The following is a 13,908-nucleotide window of genomic DNA, read 5'->3' on the forward strand; positions in this document are numbered from 1 at the left end:
TAAAACTGGGAGACATTTTATGAATATCGAAGAATTTGTGAGTGAAGATAACCATATGTGTAATCTGGGTCAGGAACTTTTTTGTGAAATTTTCGAACCCGGAGCGATTTACGATTTACCTGATAATGAGTTTAACAGAAAGATTGTTTACTGGTTAAGCCAGTATTTAGTGGGGAATCTAAGAGAACCGCTAGATTCGATCTCTGAGCTTAATGCTTGCAAACAGATATATGTTTACGAGACCTGGTTATCTCTAATTAAATGTCCTGATGAAATTAGGAATTTATCGAAACGGATAATTCGATATCAGATTGGGCTGAAAACTCTTTTATAAAAATGTAAAGTTTGGTCCCATATTTTGGCATAAAACCTTACAGAATAACTTACATTATTTTGGTTGCCGTTTATTAGCAAGGCAGTGAGATAGTTTTCGAAGTATTAGGTGTACATAATATATACTAGATCTACCAGAGGATAATTTGACAGGAAAAATCGTCTATCTCACTGTTATAATTAAATAAATGATTCTAACGATTCAAATAAATTTGTAAATCTACGAAATGCTTATTATTAATATATTGGAACTATACTTTTTGTAATGTTTAGGAGGAAAATATGTGCAGTATTTGTGTAGATTCGTTTATGTTCGAAAATGGTGAGAGATATTGTCATGTTGTAAATAAAGAAAATGGTGAGCCATTGTACTTTCCAAACTTGTATATAACAACACAAGTCAGGAATCGATCAGAGTCCATATCAACAATGAAGGTTATTGCCGGTAGCATTTCATTGTTATATCGATTCTTTATGAGGAAAGAGATCAATATTGATGAAAGAATTCAGAAAAGGATATTTCTGGCTAATCATGAAATTGATGATTTGATTGAGTTTACTTCATTTAATTTTAAAAATGGCGGAGAAAATGATTTTGGTGTTTCAAATGTCAAAAAACCAACTAAGTATTTTCGGATTACAACAATAGCTAACTATCTGGAATGGCTATGTAAAATACTTCTTTCTCATACAGGTCAGAAAGATACAATCAAAGAGATACTTGTTTTCATTAACAACATAAAAAGAAAGAAACCAAGAAACAATGACAAATATGTTATGGATATCGAAAAGAGCTTAGACAAAGCTCAACTGGATTCTTTGTTTAGCATTCTTTCGCCAGGAAGTAACTTGAATCCGTTTACAGAAACAGTACAAAAAAGAAATAACCTAATATTCCTATTATTACATTGCTTTGGCATGAGAGTCGGTGAACTTTTGAATCTGCGAATTGGTGACATAGATTTTGCAGAATCAACAATAGCAATAAGGAGAAGAGCAAATGATAAAACAGATCCGCGAGTTTATCAGCCATTAGTGAAGACTTGTGAGAGAAAATTAATTGCTGATGCGAACCTTATATATGAAATTTCAGATTATATCTTGAATGATCGTAGGAAAGTTAAAAATGCTAATAAGCATGACTTTCTGTTTATTACCTATAAGGAAGGGAAGACTCAAGGGCAACCGCTATCATTTTCTTCATACCATAAAATAGTGAGTGTTGTTCGTCAATCATCCTCACTTCTAAGTGGATTAACAGGCCATAAATTACGACACACATGGAATTATGAGTTCTCGAAAACAATAGATAAGGCTAAGGACATATCCGACGAAAAAGAGCAACAAATCCGTTCTTATCTAATGGGATGGCTACCAGGTTCAGACACTTCAATAATCTATAATCGCAGGCATATTTTTGAGCTATCGAAAAAAACTGCACTTGAGCAGCAAGATCAACTATTCAAAGGAGGATTTAATGAATAATTTAATTAAACAAAACTCTGATAAAATGTCAATTCATGAACAAAAAATCGTCACTTTGATTGAGAGTAATGGAATCAATATTAGAAACTTAATATGTGTTATGGACGAAAGTTTGATTTGTGGGTTTGTGAATACATTACAATATTATTTTTGTAGTAAAAGCCATTTGCATGTAAAAACAATAGTTAAAAATATGAAGGATTTTGTTAACAATGTTTCTCCTAATTACATTGATGATAAGGTTCTAATTGAATATCAAAATAAGCAATTATCAAAAGCCCCAGCATCATTTCGTGTTTTACGGCCATTTTTTACTAAATGGTTTGAATCAGGATACCCTGGAATAGATGAAAGTGCTGTTGAAATAGCAAAGCATTTTGACCTAAGAATAAAAAAATCTGGTCAACCTATATTACAAGATGATCCAACTGTGGGGCCACTGACTAAAGAGGAACACACTTCCTTGATCAAGGCTATGAGTCACGCATATAGCATAGGTGAACTGTCATTGTCAAATTATGCGATATCGCTATTAATAAGTCTTACCGGTAGAAGACCTCAGCAGTTAGTTATGTTGAAATATAAAGACCTTCTTCAAAAGAACTTAGATAATGGTAAAGTAGAATATTTAATTTCAGTACCACGAGTTAAACAAAGGGGTAAACAACTACAATATCGAGAACTGCCAATAATCTCAGAGGTTGCATCAATTGTTCAACTTCAAGCTAATCATTCCGTGAGGCTTGTTGAGCAAACCCTTGGCAAAACCCTTGATGATCATGCCAAAAGCAAGGTTCCAGTTTTCTTGAACGAGAAAAAACTTCTTGATTTAGTCATAATAGATTTTAACTTCCTGGAGGTTAATAAAATATACGCAAAACCAACAATTGCTAATAGAGCTTTGAAGAATATTGTTAATACTGGGAAGTTAATTTCAAACCGTACAGGATCGCCACTCAATGCTACTCCTCGCAGGCTTCGTTATACAATAGCAACTATGCTGGCTAAGGATGGTCATAATGCCAATACTATAGCTGAATTGTTGGATCATTCTTCAACTTCAAGTACGGGAATTTATATTAAAAATCTTGCTGAGAGTGTTGAAAGAATTGATTCCGCTGTTTCAGAACAATTGTCATTTGTCGCTGAAATTTTTATGAATGGAATAAAGTCAAAAGAGATAACGAATTTCAAGTTTTGCTCTTCGAGAAAATGCCAAAGTCAGAATTTAAATGTAAGTTTCCCTTGTAATGAATGTGCTTTCTTTATGCCAGTTGATATTGACGAGGTAAATCCCCGATGAACAATATTATTTTATTTAAATCTAAAAAACAAATTACGGCAGAAAACAATTATAATGAATTCATAAATTTTTGCCGCGATCAACTATCAGGGCTCACCCAAAATCAGGATTGGGAACAATATGTCTGGAAAGGGTATGTAACCTTTAGAAAGATAGGGGTTGGACATAAGGTGTTTAACTCCAAAGATGCAATGCATGAAGATTTTCTCGATTTTGCAAAAGCATATATCAGATATCAACACTCATTGAAACCCTTGAAAAATTATGGGATTACAATGATGGCTTTGAGATGTCTCGAACAGGCTCTTTTGCAAGTTCTGAACAGTGGTCTCATTTATAATGTTACAGCCGTTGTTTTTGATGAGGCAATGCAAATCGGAAGTAAATATTTTGAAGGTAATGTTCTCGCTCAATGTGGGATACAGCTTGAAAAATTATCAAAATTTCTATGTGAACATAACCTTGTGAAATCAGGGTACATATCCTGGAAAAACCATGTGAAGCAGAAGGTCAAAAACAACTATCTTCCTGAGATTGAGGACTATCACAGAAACGATAAGTTACCAGATGAATCAGCATTACTTGCTATTGCTGATATTTTTTCTAAAAATGATGAGCTACTGAGTCCAAGGGATAAATTTACCAGTTCAGTATTTGCACTTCTGCTTTGTTGTCCGAGCAGAATTTCTGAGATTTTAGCTTTACCTGCTGATTGTGAGATTACACAAAAAGATGAGAAGGGTATCGAAAGATATGGTCTGAGATTCTATTCGGTTAAGGGGTATGGCCCTAATATCAAATGGATTCCACGGGTTATGGCACCAGTTGCAAAGAAAGCAATTAGAAGATTACTTTCCTTATCACAAAATGCAAGAGCACTTGCTCAATGGTGCGAAAAATACCCTGATAAATTTTACCGGCATGAACTTTGTCCAAAAGTTGATGATAATTCAAAGTTGACAGTTGTACAGGTTTGTCATGCACTTGGTTACCATTTACATGATCATAAATCATGCGTTCTAAAAATTAAAAGAACGAGTTTGGATGGTGGGAAAAGTTTCTTAAATTCCAATGATTATAACTATTCATTGAGTGAGTTATGGGAAATGATTAGCTCTGGTATTAGCAGAGATTTTCCATGGTATGATGAAGAAAAATCCATAAAATTTAGCAATGCCTTATGTTTACTGAATTATCGCCAATTCTCGTTATCCCGAATGAGTGATATCTATTCATTTTATAAACCTACTAAAGCATTCTTTTTTGGTGACATACAAAGTAAAAGAAGTTTTGAAGTGGGGTATAAAAATATTTTCGCCCGACACGGATATTATGATACTGAAGGTCAGCCACTGCTTATTCGCTCACACCAACCACGACATCTTTTAAACACAATAGCTCATTATGGTGAAATGTCTGAACTGGATATAGCTAAATGGTCTGGTCGTGTCAATGTGAATCAGAACAGAGTTTATAATCATGTGTCAGAAGAAGATATGTTAGATAAAATCAAAACTATTAAGTTGAGCATGAAAAATTATTGTCAAAGGAAGTCAATACCCACAAATGAATTGACAGTTGATTTTGATAACCTGAATCAAGGAGCAATTCACTTAACAGAATTTGGCTACTGTGTGCATAACTATTTAGTTCGTCCTTGTACTAAAATCAATGAATTTATAGAATATGATAATGAAACACTGGAAATGAAATCAATAGATAGAATTAGACTTGAATCTATCCGAGAAAAAGTAACAAAACTGAAGAGTATAACGCAGACTGCTTATGAAAATGGTGATTATGGTGCAGACAAATGGCTGCAACACCATGAGAAAAATTTGGAAAGAATTAATAAGCTTTTGAATAATTAAAATAGGAGATACTTATGGCGAAACATTTGAACAGGAGTGAAATAAAGGCAATTACACACATTATATTGACTTGGGACGGCAAAATCACATGGAGTGATTTATGTGAATCAGTTTATAAGAATTTAAACAGAACTATCACAAGGCAATCTTTAAGTGCTCATGATGAAGTTGTTGAAGCATATAGAACAAAGAAAAATTTGTCTAATTTGAAAAAATCTGGCCTTAAAAAGCCAGCTAATTTAACGATTGCGGCACAACAAATAATAAATCTTAAAGCCGAAAATGAAATGTTGAAAAAACAGAATAATAGATACAAAGAGCAGTTTAGCTATTGGCAGTATAATGCTTATAGACATGGTCTCACTATGGAACAATTGAATAGGCCATTTAATAAAAAATAATATTTGATAGGTTACACCTATTGACAAGTTAAATAAATGCGATAAATATAAATATATGGTCAGGATGACTATTTCAATTATGCAAGGATGCATTTTATGGACAAAAACATCATCAATTCAGAGTTTACTCTGGAAGAGCAACTTATCATTATCGTCGATAAATATATCTCAAAACGATACCAGCCAGGTGATAAAAGTTTCTCATATCAACTTTACCTAGTTTTTGTGGGATACCATTTAAAATATTTCTACCCTAAAAGGATTTATTCCAAATCTAATCGTAATATTGATAATATTATGACAATGTTTAGTTCTGTATACAAATGTCTTACAAGTACTTTGTTACAGCGATTAAACAATAAGGAAGCTGTTATCAGAGAGCTAAACTCCCTTGTGAATTACATTGATAATAACCAGAACCAGACAGAAGATATTTATAATACTTTTAAAGCACAATATGAAATGAAAGTAATTGAGGGAGAGTTAACCCATGAAGTTCGCGTGAGAACCGTCAGGTTATAGGCAATAAAAAAGCCCCTATGCAGGGGCTAAAAGAGACTTCTTGATATAGAATACTACTGAACTTCTTTCCAGACACCATCAGCTTTCACAAGCTTAACAGGCTTTGTCTGTTTCATATTGCTAATCGAGGCATCGACAATGCAGTTATAAACATTATTTGCTTCTTCTGTGCAACTTAGTTTCTTAACATAATCTATTCTTAAAAGATCTTTTTCGGGAATACTTGAGTTCAGAGCTTTCATACTTGCATTTGATCTATCTACAACACTTTTGAAAGCATTGTATATGTCTTTTTCAGAAGGTTCGGAATTACAGGCTGTTAATAGAAAAGTAGAAAGGATAACTGCGAGAATTGAGTATGTTTTCATTTTCTTGTCCAGGAAACGATTAATTAAGAATGCCAGATTTTGTATTGTTATTATCAGTAGAGAATGTCCACTTGCTTACGGTTTCTCCATTGAAGTCGATTTCGAGAGTTTTAGACTGAGTCTGGGAGCCGCCAGTTAGCAAACCGACAACAGGGATAAAAGTCGAGGCATTGAACTGATTGTTATACATGAAATATCTCCATTGCTCGTTGCCATCGTCAAGAGTCGTTCTGGTGTCAGGCTCACCAAGTTGAGCAAGTAGCTCTGCCTTAGTTGTTTTGTTTTTAATTATTTTCGATTGTAGACTTTGAGCCGTTTCATTTTTGATTTTTTGGTTGCCGGATGTAGAACAGCCAGAAATTGAAAATATTGCAATAAAAAAGGATGTAACAATAAATTTATTCATTTTATCTTCCTTATTATATTTGGATAGGGTTAGCTTTTATGTGTGAAGACGGCTCTGTGTGCAAATTTCTTAGGTAAATAAAATCTTAAAAAAATTGCTGAGGCAAAATAGATAACGACAGTTAATATAAAGCTTTGACTGATAGCGAATATGAGGAAAGCAATCGCTAACAGCACAATTCCTATTAGTAAAGCAAGCCACGGTGAAACAACACCATAGTTAATTGTTGCGTGACAGCCAGTGCAGACACGTACTCCGAACTGGCTCTCTTTAAAGCAAAAAGGACACTTTATTATTTCGTTTTTCATAGCTATCCCAATCTGGAAGATTAAATGCTGTTTGTAGGGATTCTCGATGACCGGCTCACTTTAGTAAAATTGCTTGTACCGATCGATGATCGACACTTGATAGGTAATAGCTATCATAATTAAGTTATCGATCTGTAATAACGATCAATTTAATATTGACTTATCCTAAATTTACCACTAACTAACTGATATCACTGTCAGGTTTAAGTGGTAACTTGTTGTCTATAAATGAATTTTTATTTCTTTATGCAGAGGTCGTGTTGCATAGGGTTTTGAAAATCCAGGGTGAGGTTTGTGAAGAATGCTCTTACCATAGCTTCGGAGAAGCTCTGCAAGCCTTCTAAGAAATGGAAGCCAGCCGATAAGCCTGAGATGCTTTTGCTGATGTACTGCGTTTTTTTGAAGAATCTTTTCTACTATTTCTTTTCTTCTGTCTTCTCTGAGTCGCAGTTCGAGTTCAGCAATTTTTTCACTTATGCTTTCCCTTGGAATATCCGTTGTTGCAACATCTTTTGCAGGAGCAGGAGCAGGAGCAGGAGCAGGAGCAGGAGCAGGAGCAGGAGCAGGAGCAGGAGCAGGAGCAGGAGCAGGAGCAGGAGCAGGAGCAGGAGCAGGAGCAGGAGCAGGAGCAGGAGCAGGAGCAGGAGCAGGAGCAGGAGCAGGAGCAGGAGCAGGAGCAGGAGCAGGAGCAGGAACAGGAACAGGAGCAGGAGCAGGAACAGGAACAGGTATTGGCATGGGAGCTTGAGAAACTTCCTTTGAAGGTATGTCGATTCGCAGAGCTTCTAAGTGGCCGGGGTTATAGTTAAGACGGTTACTAAGATTTGACCAGGAGTAACTCTTGCCTAACTGCGAAGCTTTGAAAGCTATATCTCGGTAAGAGAATGAGAAGCCGTTCATCTTACCGGTAGAAGCAATGTTAGCCGTCCAGGATACTTCGGCTTCTTCCAGTCGTTTTGTGAAGGTTAAAAGGTCAGGTGTATCTGCCAAACTTTTATCAAGTATCTGCTGGAGAGCCTCTTTAGGGGAGGGAAGGCCAGTCCGTTCTGAAAGCATCTGTTCATTACGGGAAACTTTTCTTCGCTTCTGTTGCTTTGGTGTAATGGAAGGTGCTGTCTTGGTCACTGTCAGACCGTGAGCAATTTCGAGTTCACTAATGATCCGTGTGCTTATAAGGTTTTCGTTCCTACCCAGGTAGAGCTTTCCACCGGCTATGTCGATTCTGCTGGCGATAATGTGTATGTGCTGACCAGCCGAATCGTCATGAAGCACATAACAACGAAGATGAGTATCACTGAACCCCATTCTCTTCATGTAGTCATCTGCGATGCTGGACCATTGTTCAGCAGTTAGTGATTCTCCATCGGGCAGGCGAAGCGAGTTGTGCCAAACGACCTTCTGAACATCTGGCCGAAGTTGTTTAGTGCCATCAAATTCAGCGATCAGTTCAAAGGCTGAATCACCTAACATGTTCCCGCCAATGACGATTGGATCACTTTTATGATGTGAATCTGGCTTAAATGCATACTGGACCACACCTGAGAAATTCTTACCCCTTTTGATCTTCTGCATACCCTTCATCGGGGTTGCTCCATATGTCAGAATTTATCAGGTGCTGGCGAAGCTCTTTAATTAATCTTCTAACAGCAAATAGTTCAGTATGGGTAAGCTGGCTATCTTTACTCTTACTATCGATATGAAGAGCAATACGGTTTAGCTTCTGATTGATCTCACCCAGGGTCTTCCAGGTATCAATATTTACAGGAGGCACAATCGTTGGCAGCTTCTGTAACGAAGCCATTCGTAACCATTCGCCTTTTGCATAATCTCCTCTCAATGTGTTTAGCTTGCTCAATTCTGCGTTATTCAGACGAACACTGACACAGTGAGTTCTGAGTGTCTCTGGTATCAGATTAGTAAGGTTTGAGGATTGTTTTTTTACGGTGGTGATGCTTTTTACAATGCGAGGCATTGATGGGGTTATGTCCATATAATCTCCTTTGTTTTAAATTTATCGCATTATCCTTATGCTATATTTTATTTGTATTCTGTTGATTTTAAAAGTCAAGCTAAAGGAATAGATATTTGTTTTACACTGTTGAATATGGTCTTGTAGGATGTTTGTTGCTATATAATTATAATGGTAGGTATGGATTTTGTGATTCTAGAAAGAACGTGAGGGTGTAATATCTTAATAACCATTGCAGATTTTTATAAAAGGTAGGTTTTATCTTTGTAATATATTATTTATCCAATAGTCGGAAAGAAGAATCGAGCACTATAAGTAACCTATTGATTTCTTTGTACTTACAACGGTGATCATTTCTGCTTACAGCTACACCGCACGGGGAGGTGTTGGTAGTAAAGTATGTGCTGGAACCTCATCCACCCAGAACAGGGTGATAACCTATCAAGAAAGAACGGCAGCTTAGTATGGATGGTTGTTGGAAAGAAACTTCAGATATGTACACATCTGAATTGACTTTTTGTGAGTTTTATCATAAAAAACATACAAATCAATATGTTATTATTAATCCGAAATGCTGAAGTAGCATGTTACACATGTATTTGAAAAAAAATTATGAGGCTGCGTGTTGGCTATATAAAAGGAGTGGTTATGTGTGAAAGTTCTATGGGAAATAATGAATCCGAACAACAAAATGCTTTACAAGATCAAATTGCGGAAATTCTTGTAGACTATGAACTTTCCCCATCCGAAGGCATGAACTCAGCACATGTAGGTCGTTGGATTGTGCAATTTGAGGAGAGAGATCAAATTTTTATTCTTGAGCAAATGCTGGAGTTACTTCGAAATTCATATATCAGCAAAAATGATTATGTAGAAATGATTGCTCTCATCCTTGGGAATCAGAGAAATAGACCGATATTTTCCCAATCAGCTTTCCTTGATATTCAAGAAGCTAATCGTGGGACTAGTCAGAGAGATTTGCTGGAGCTGTTAGAAACCCAAGCAGAGGAGTTAGAAGGGGTAGATATAGTTACATTATCAAGATCCTCTGCCAATCAGAGAGTTGCAGAATTCAATAGTTTTATTTATCTTGACGATGTTTGTTTTTCTGGCACCAAAGCCTTGAATGATATTACTTGGTTTGTAGAAAATTTTAACCTTAGTAATGTGACTATTCGCGTGTGTTTCTTGGGAACACATAAATATGCAACCTATATGCTAGAGACGACTCTCGCACGAAGATTTGAAGGGCGAAATATCACACTTGTTATCAAAGAAAATGGATTTATCAAAACACGCGAAAATCGCCTTAGGTATTCTTCGTGTTCTGAAGTTTTCTGGTTACGTAGAAATGGTATTGACCTACCAGATTGGATTCAAAATCCGGAGATCTATACATCGCGCGAAGGCACTGAAAGGACCCATTTTAGCCCAAACACCATCTTCCGCAACATGGCTGATCGCTATCGTTTTGAATATGCACTGACTAAGGCTGGTTTTTACATACTACAGCAAAGTCAAAATCCCGCACCGATTCTAAAACCTCTCGGCTTTTCAACATTCCCTGGACTAGGGTTTGGCGGAACAATTTTTACCTATCGAAATTGTCCAAATAATACTCCACTAGCTTTTTGGTGGGGAAGATATGAGCGAGATGGGATTCCAAACAGGGCACTGGATTGCTGGTATCCATTGATGCGTAGAATCGGGTATAATCAGTAACTATGAGCTACAGAATTTATCCAAAAAACGAAACTATCAGTTTCAGGAAAACTACGGAAAAATGGGGCGGGCTATCTAACATGGCGAGAGGATTTCCGCTGTATGTTAACGATATTCCTATCCAGTCGAGTGAAATCCTCTATCAGGCCTGCCGCTACCCCGACTATCCGGAAATACAAAAGGAGATAATCACCCTAAGTAACCCCTTTGAGGCGAAGCAAGTAGCTAGGTACTATGAGCCGAAAACACGTGATGGTTGGGAAAAAAATCGAGTGTCCATAATGAAATGGTGCGTCCGGATTAAACTTTGCCAAAATTGGGAGGTTTTTTCTCAACTACTTAATTCTACTGGTAGTATTAATATTGTTGAACATTCTGAAAAAGACCTTTTCTGGGGGGCTCGCCGTGAATCAGATGGCAGTTTTTATGGGATGAATGTACTTGGTAGAATTCTCATGGAAACTAGAGAAATAGCCAGAGTTCGTGGGGAAGAAGGCTTCAAATTTATTCCCGCACTACAATTGGATAAATTCCTACTCTTGGATGAACCAATCAAAGGGACTTCCTCACTTAAACTGGGACCATCTACTGGGAAGACAATGGAATTGTTTTAGCTAATTTTTGTTAGGCTGTTAATAATTCGACATAAACCGTCAAGGATGATCTTAAATTTTATATATTTTCTATCTTACTATTTTTATTTTTGCACCTAACGTTGATTTATAGCCGTTCATAACAACCTCACAATATATCAAATCCCCGAATTAACACCTTGTTTAGTGGAATAATAGATGACTGTTTTCTTTTTCAAACATAGTGCAGAAAAAGCAAGGGAGCTCAGAGAAGCGGAGCTTCGGAGAGTTAGCCCTTGCTTAATAAATAAGTAATGAAACTCTTTATATGCTGATAGGCTAATTCAATAACTGGGATTATGTTATCTTTGAATTGATATAAAACAAACATAGACCAGACTGATACACCAATGAAAATCAACGATTGGAGCTTATTCAAGGTTTTTTCAGCATCGACTTTTTTATTACTGAGTTTGGTTAAAGCTTCGGTTGTGATCTGATTAATACGGTTGGTTAATGCTTCGTCATCATCATTGGCATTCTCTTTCGTGAATAAAATCATCGTCTTATTAGATGATTCAATAATATCTGATAATGATTTTTTGGCATTATGGATACCCAATATAACTACAGAGCACGTAAGTAGCATAGCTACAAATATAAGCAGTAAACCAGATGGAGACCAGCCCTTTATTATGGCTGTACTTACCAGAACAGCAGGTATAGAAAGTGATTTGGTCTGATGTTCTTGAATCAAAGAATTAAGCTTTGATAAGAAATCTAATTTCTGAGTTTCAACCTCGTGTATTACTTTATTTATGGAATATTTGTTGATGTATATTTCATAGTTAATGGAAAATAAATCCCACAATTTTTTCGGTGAATTTAACACTGAGCTAAGGAACGTATTTTTCTCATTAGAATCGTTATATAACTCAATTAACGATGATCTTAATACAAGTTTTCGCTCATAGGAGTGCAGGTCAACATTTGTCAAAGTAGACACATCACACGGGCTAATATCAACCGAATTTAGAAAATTCTCATCAACATTTTTTAATGGTAAATTGTAAGTGGTGATTTTCTTTGATTTACCACCTTCCATAACAAAAATATAATTTGGCCAAAAATTTGAATCATCGTATTCTACGTGGTCTGCAATTTTTGAGAGTATTTCACACCATTGTATATATGCTTTTGAAGAATTAGATATGGTTTCTATTTCTTCTGAACTTAAATTTTCAATGTAGAAATCATCGATTGCTTCTTTACTGCTCTTTATTCTTACCCTAAGAGTTTTAAAATATTCAATTGTGGTAGAAAACCAATTGATATCTGATGTTAATAAAAGTGATACCTTTACGATACTTTCTTTTTTTATTGCTTCTAACTTTAGATCATCAACTTCTTTTAGACGAGAAATATCGTCCTCTATTGCTACATAAGAGGAATTGTCGAAGACCCATACCTGATATGGGTCATCATATTCGATATTTTTAGCTTCTTGCTTTATTTTTAGCAAGAGACTAAGTATTTCTCTATTATTCATTTGCAAGCTCTTTCAGCCGAGCAATAATTATTGGATCATTAATCTTCTGAGTTAGCTTTACTTCGTTTGTTTCTGTGTCAAAGATAATTGGTCTATCAGAACCAGGCAAACCAATCTGATGTTTTCTTACACTCATTTTTGCAATATTGGTTTCAAAATCTAACCATTCATATTGTCTTTTATCACTTGCAGATACTTCGAATTCTTCATTAACTTCAAATCCATTTTCGTTTACAAAATCTACGAATGTATTTTTATGCTCTGCTAAATCAACAGGTATAATAGCATCGATTTGTGTTTGAATCTTTTCTAAGGTTATGGACTGTCCACGCTTACAATTATTAAATAGTTCCTGAACCTTGGATTCGATTTTTTCTCTCAAAGCACGACCAAATTCTTTTTGATGAGAGAATTGTTCCAAAGCTTTAATACATTGTTCACTACTGGTTTTATTGGAGATAATATCTTCGGCGCCAATTGATTCGGTAAAATATTTTCTTACATCACCAGTTCCACGGATGAAGCATAAATTATTTTTGTCTTCATCTTCTACCTCCTCAGAAATAAATCTGGTTATATCAATTCTTGCTCCCTGCAAGAATTTATCTAAGTCAATTATATCAACGGGATTTAGTTGTAGGTTTTCTTTGAATCTTAGTGCATCGGTGTTTTTAAGCATTAAAACAAGAAGTCGCTCGAAATCTTTATGAACGGAACCATCTTCCTTTTCATGTTGCAGTTGGTAATGAGTAAAAACCAATATTGCACCATTACTTGCTCTGGATTGTCTTGCAGATGTAATTAACTTTTTCTGGATAAAATCATCTACGAAGACTTCGAATGAAGTTTCTTTTTCTAAAAATTTTGACAGCTTTGAAGGGAAAGAGCTTCCTGGATAAGGTTTTTGAAACTTCGCATGAGATTTACTGCTCTTATGAAATCTTGCATCTACTTTCGTTGTAAATGTGATGACTTCCTGCTGATCGGTGGGCCAGAGAGCACCTAAGGTATAGGACCAATCTTTCTGTTCGTTCTCTGGAGGTGTAATCCTAACAGCGATAGCATTCAAAACCTGTAAAGAAGTCAATGTTAACCCCTA

The 13,908-nt window shown here is 35.8% G+C and carries 14 protein-coding genes; 8 read left to right on the forward strand and 6 right to left on the reverse strand.

Features of this window, described 5'->3' with window-relative positions:
• The first annotated feature begins 19 nt into the window (after nucleotides 1-19).
• The 6 genes from Electrica_RS28765 (at nucleotide 20) to Electrica_RS05585 (ending at nucleotide 5,915) form a co-directional block, all read left to right on the forward strand.
• Nucleotides 20-334 carry a hypothetical protein gene (locus Electrica_RS28765; RefSeq protein ID WP_141963837.1) on the forward strand — a complete coding sequence of 105 codons (315 nt, stop codon included), beginning with the start codon at nucleotides 20-22 and terminating at the stop codon, nucleotides 332-334.
• Nucleotides 335-615: 281 nt separating this feature from the next.
• Nucleotides 616-1,818: a tyrosine-type recombinase/integrase gene (locus Electrica_RS05565; protein ID WP_141963839.1), complete on the forward strand. Its 1,203-nt coding sequence runs from the start codon at nucleotides 616-618 to the stop codon at nucleotides 1,816-1,818.
• Nucleotides 1,811-3,121, forward strand: coding sequence for a tyrosine-type recombinase/integrase (locus Electrica_RS05570; protein WP_141963841.1), 1,311 nt, complete (start codon nucleotides 1,811-1,813; stop codon nucleotides 3,119-3,121). Before Electrica_RS05565 ends, Electrica_RS05570 begins: the two co-directional genes overlap by 8 nt.
• Nucleotides 3,118-4,992, forward strand: coding sequence for a DNA-binding protein (locus tag Electrica_RS05575; RefSeq protein ID WP_141963843.1), 1,875 nt, complete (start codon nucleotides 3,118-3,120; stop codon nucleotides 4,990-4,992). Before Electrica_RS05570 ends, Electrica_RS05575 begins: the two co-directional genes overlap by 4 nt.
• Before the next feature lie 14 nt (nucleotides 4,993-5,006).
• Nucleotides 5,007-5,393 (forward strand): hypothetical protein, encoded by a 387-nt coding sequence (locus tag Electrica_RS05580; protein ID WP_047746555.1) that lies wholly within the window; start codon nucleotides 5,007-5,009, stop codon nucleotides 5,391-5,393.
• A gap of 96 nt (nucleotides 5,394-5,489) precedes the next feature.
• Nucleotides 5,490-5,915, forward strand: a complete 426-nt coding sequence (locus Electrica_RS05585) for a hypothetical protein (protein ID WP_141963845.1) — start codon at nucleotides 5,490-5,492, stop codon at nucleotides 5,913-5,915.
• A 53-nt stretch (nucleotides 5,916-5,968) separates the two neighbouring features.
• Here the strand turns inward: Electrica_RS05585 and Electrica_RS05590 are convergent, their stop codons facing one another.
• The 4 genes from Electrica_RS05590 to Electrica_RS05610 form a co-directional block, all read right to left on the reverse strand.
• Nucleotides 5,969-6,283 carry a hypothetical protein gene (locus Electrica_RS05590; RefSeq protein ID WP_047736989.1) on the reverse strand — a complete coding sequence of 105 codons (315 nt, stop codon included), beginning with the start codon at nucleotides 6,281-6,283 and terminating at the stop codon, nucleotides 5,969-5,971.
• Nucleotides 6,284-6,302: 19 nt separating this feature from the next.
• Nucleotides 6,303-6,689: a hypothetical protein gene (locus tag Electrica_RS05595; RefSeq protein ID WP_032619194.1), complete on the reverse strand. Its 387-nt coding sequence runs from the start codon at nucleotides 6,687-6,689 to the stop codon at nucleotides 6,303-6,305.
• A gap of 530 nt (nucleotides 6,690-7,219) precedes the next feature.
• Complete coding sequence (locus Electrica_RS05605; protein ID WP_141963849.1) at nucleotides 7,220-8,578, reverse strand: relaxase/mobilization nuclease domain-containing protein; 1,359 nt, start codon at nucleotides 8,576-8,578, stop codon at nucleotides 7,220-7,222.
• Nucleotides 8,547-8,987, reverse strand: a complete 441-nt coding sequence (locus Electrica_RS05610; protein WP_023339295.1) for a hypothetical protein — start codon at nucleotides 8,985-8,987, stop codon at nucleotides 8,547-8,549. Before Electrica_RS05610 ends, Electrica_RS05605 begins: the two co-directional genes overlap by 32 nt.
• Nucleotides 8,988-9,614: 627 nt before the next feature.
• On the opposite strand from Electrica_RS05610, the gene Electrica_RS05615 reads away from it, so the two are divergent.
• Entirely contained in the window at nucleotides 9,615-10,688 is a 1,074-nt protein-coding gene (locus tag Electrica_RS05615) for a phosphoribosyltransferase-like protein (RefSeq protein ID WP_228267395.1), read from the forward strand.
• Between the two features lie 2 nt (nucleotides 10,689-10,690).
• Nucleotides 10,691-11,302, forward strand: coding sequence for an NADAR family protein (locus Electrica_RS05620; protein WP_004853348.1), 612 nt, complete (start codon nucleotides 10,691-10,693; stop codon nucleotides 11,300-11,302).
• A 247-nt stretch (nucleotides 11,303-11,549) separates the two neighbouring features.
• Here the strand turns inward: Electrica_RS05620 and Electrica_RS05625 are convergent, their stop codons facing one another.
• On the reverse strand, nucleotides 11,550-12,809 hold the full coding sequence (locus Electrica_RS05625) for a hypothetical protein (RefSeq protein WP_141963851.1): 1,260 nt from the start codon (nucleotides 12,807-12,809) through the stop codon (nucleotides 11,550-11,552).
• Nucleotides 12,802-13,896, reverse strand: a complete 1,095-nt coding sequence (locus Electrica_RS05630) for a nucleoid-associated protein (protein WP_004853343.1) — start codon at nucleotides 13,894-13,896, stop codon at nucleotides 12,802-12,804. The genes Electrica_RS05625 and Electrica_RS05630 overlap by 8 nt, the downstream gene beginning before the upstream one ends.
• Nucleotides 13,897-13,908: the final 12 nt, after the last annotated feature.

This window comes from Klebsiella electrica (assembly GCF_006711645.1).
GTDB lineage: Bacteria > Pseudomonadota > Gammaproteobacteria > Enterobacterales > Enterobacteriaceae > Klebsiella > Klebsiella electrica.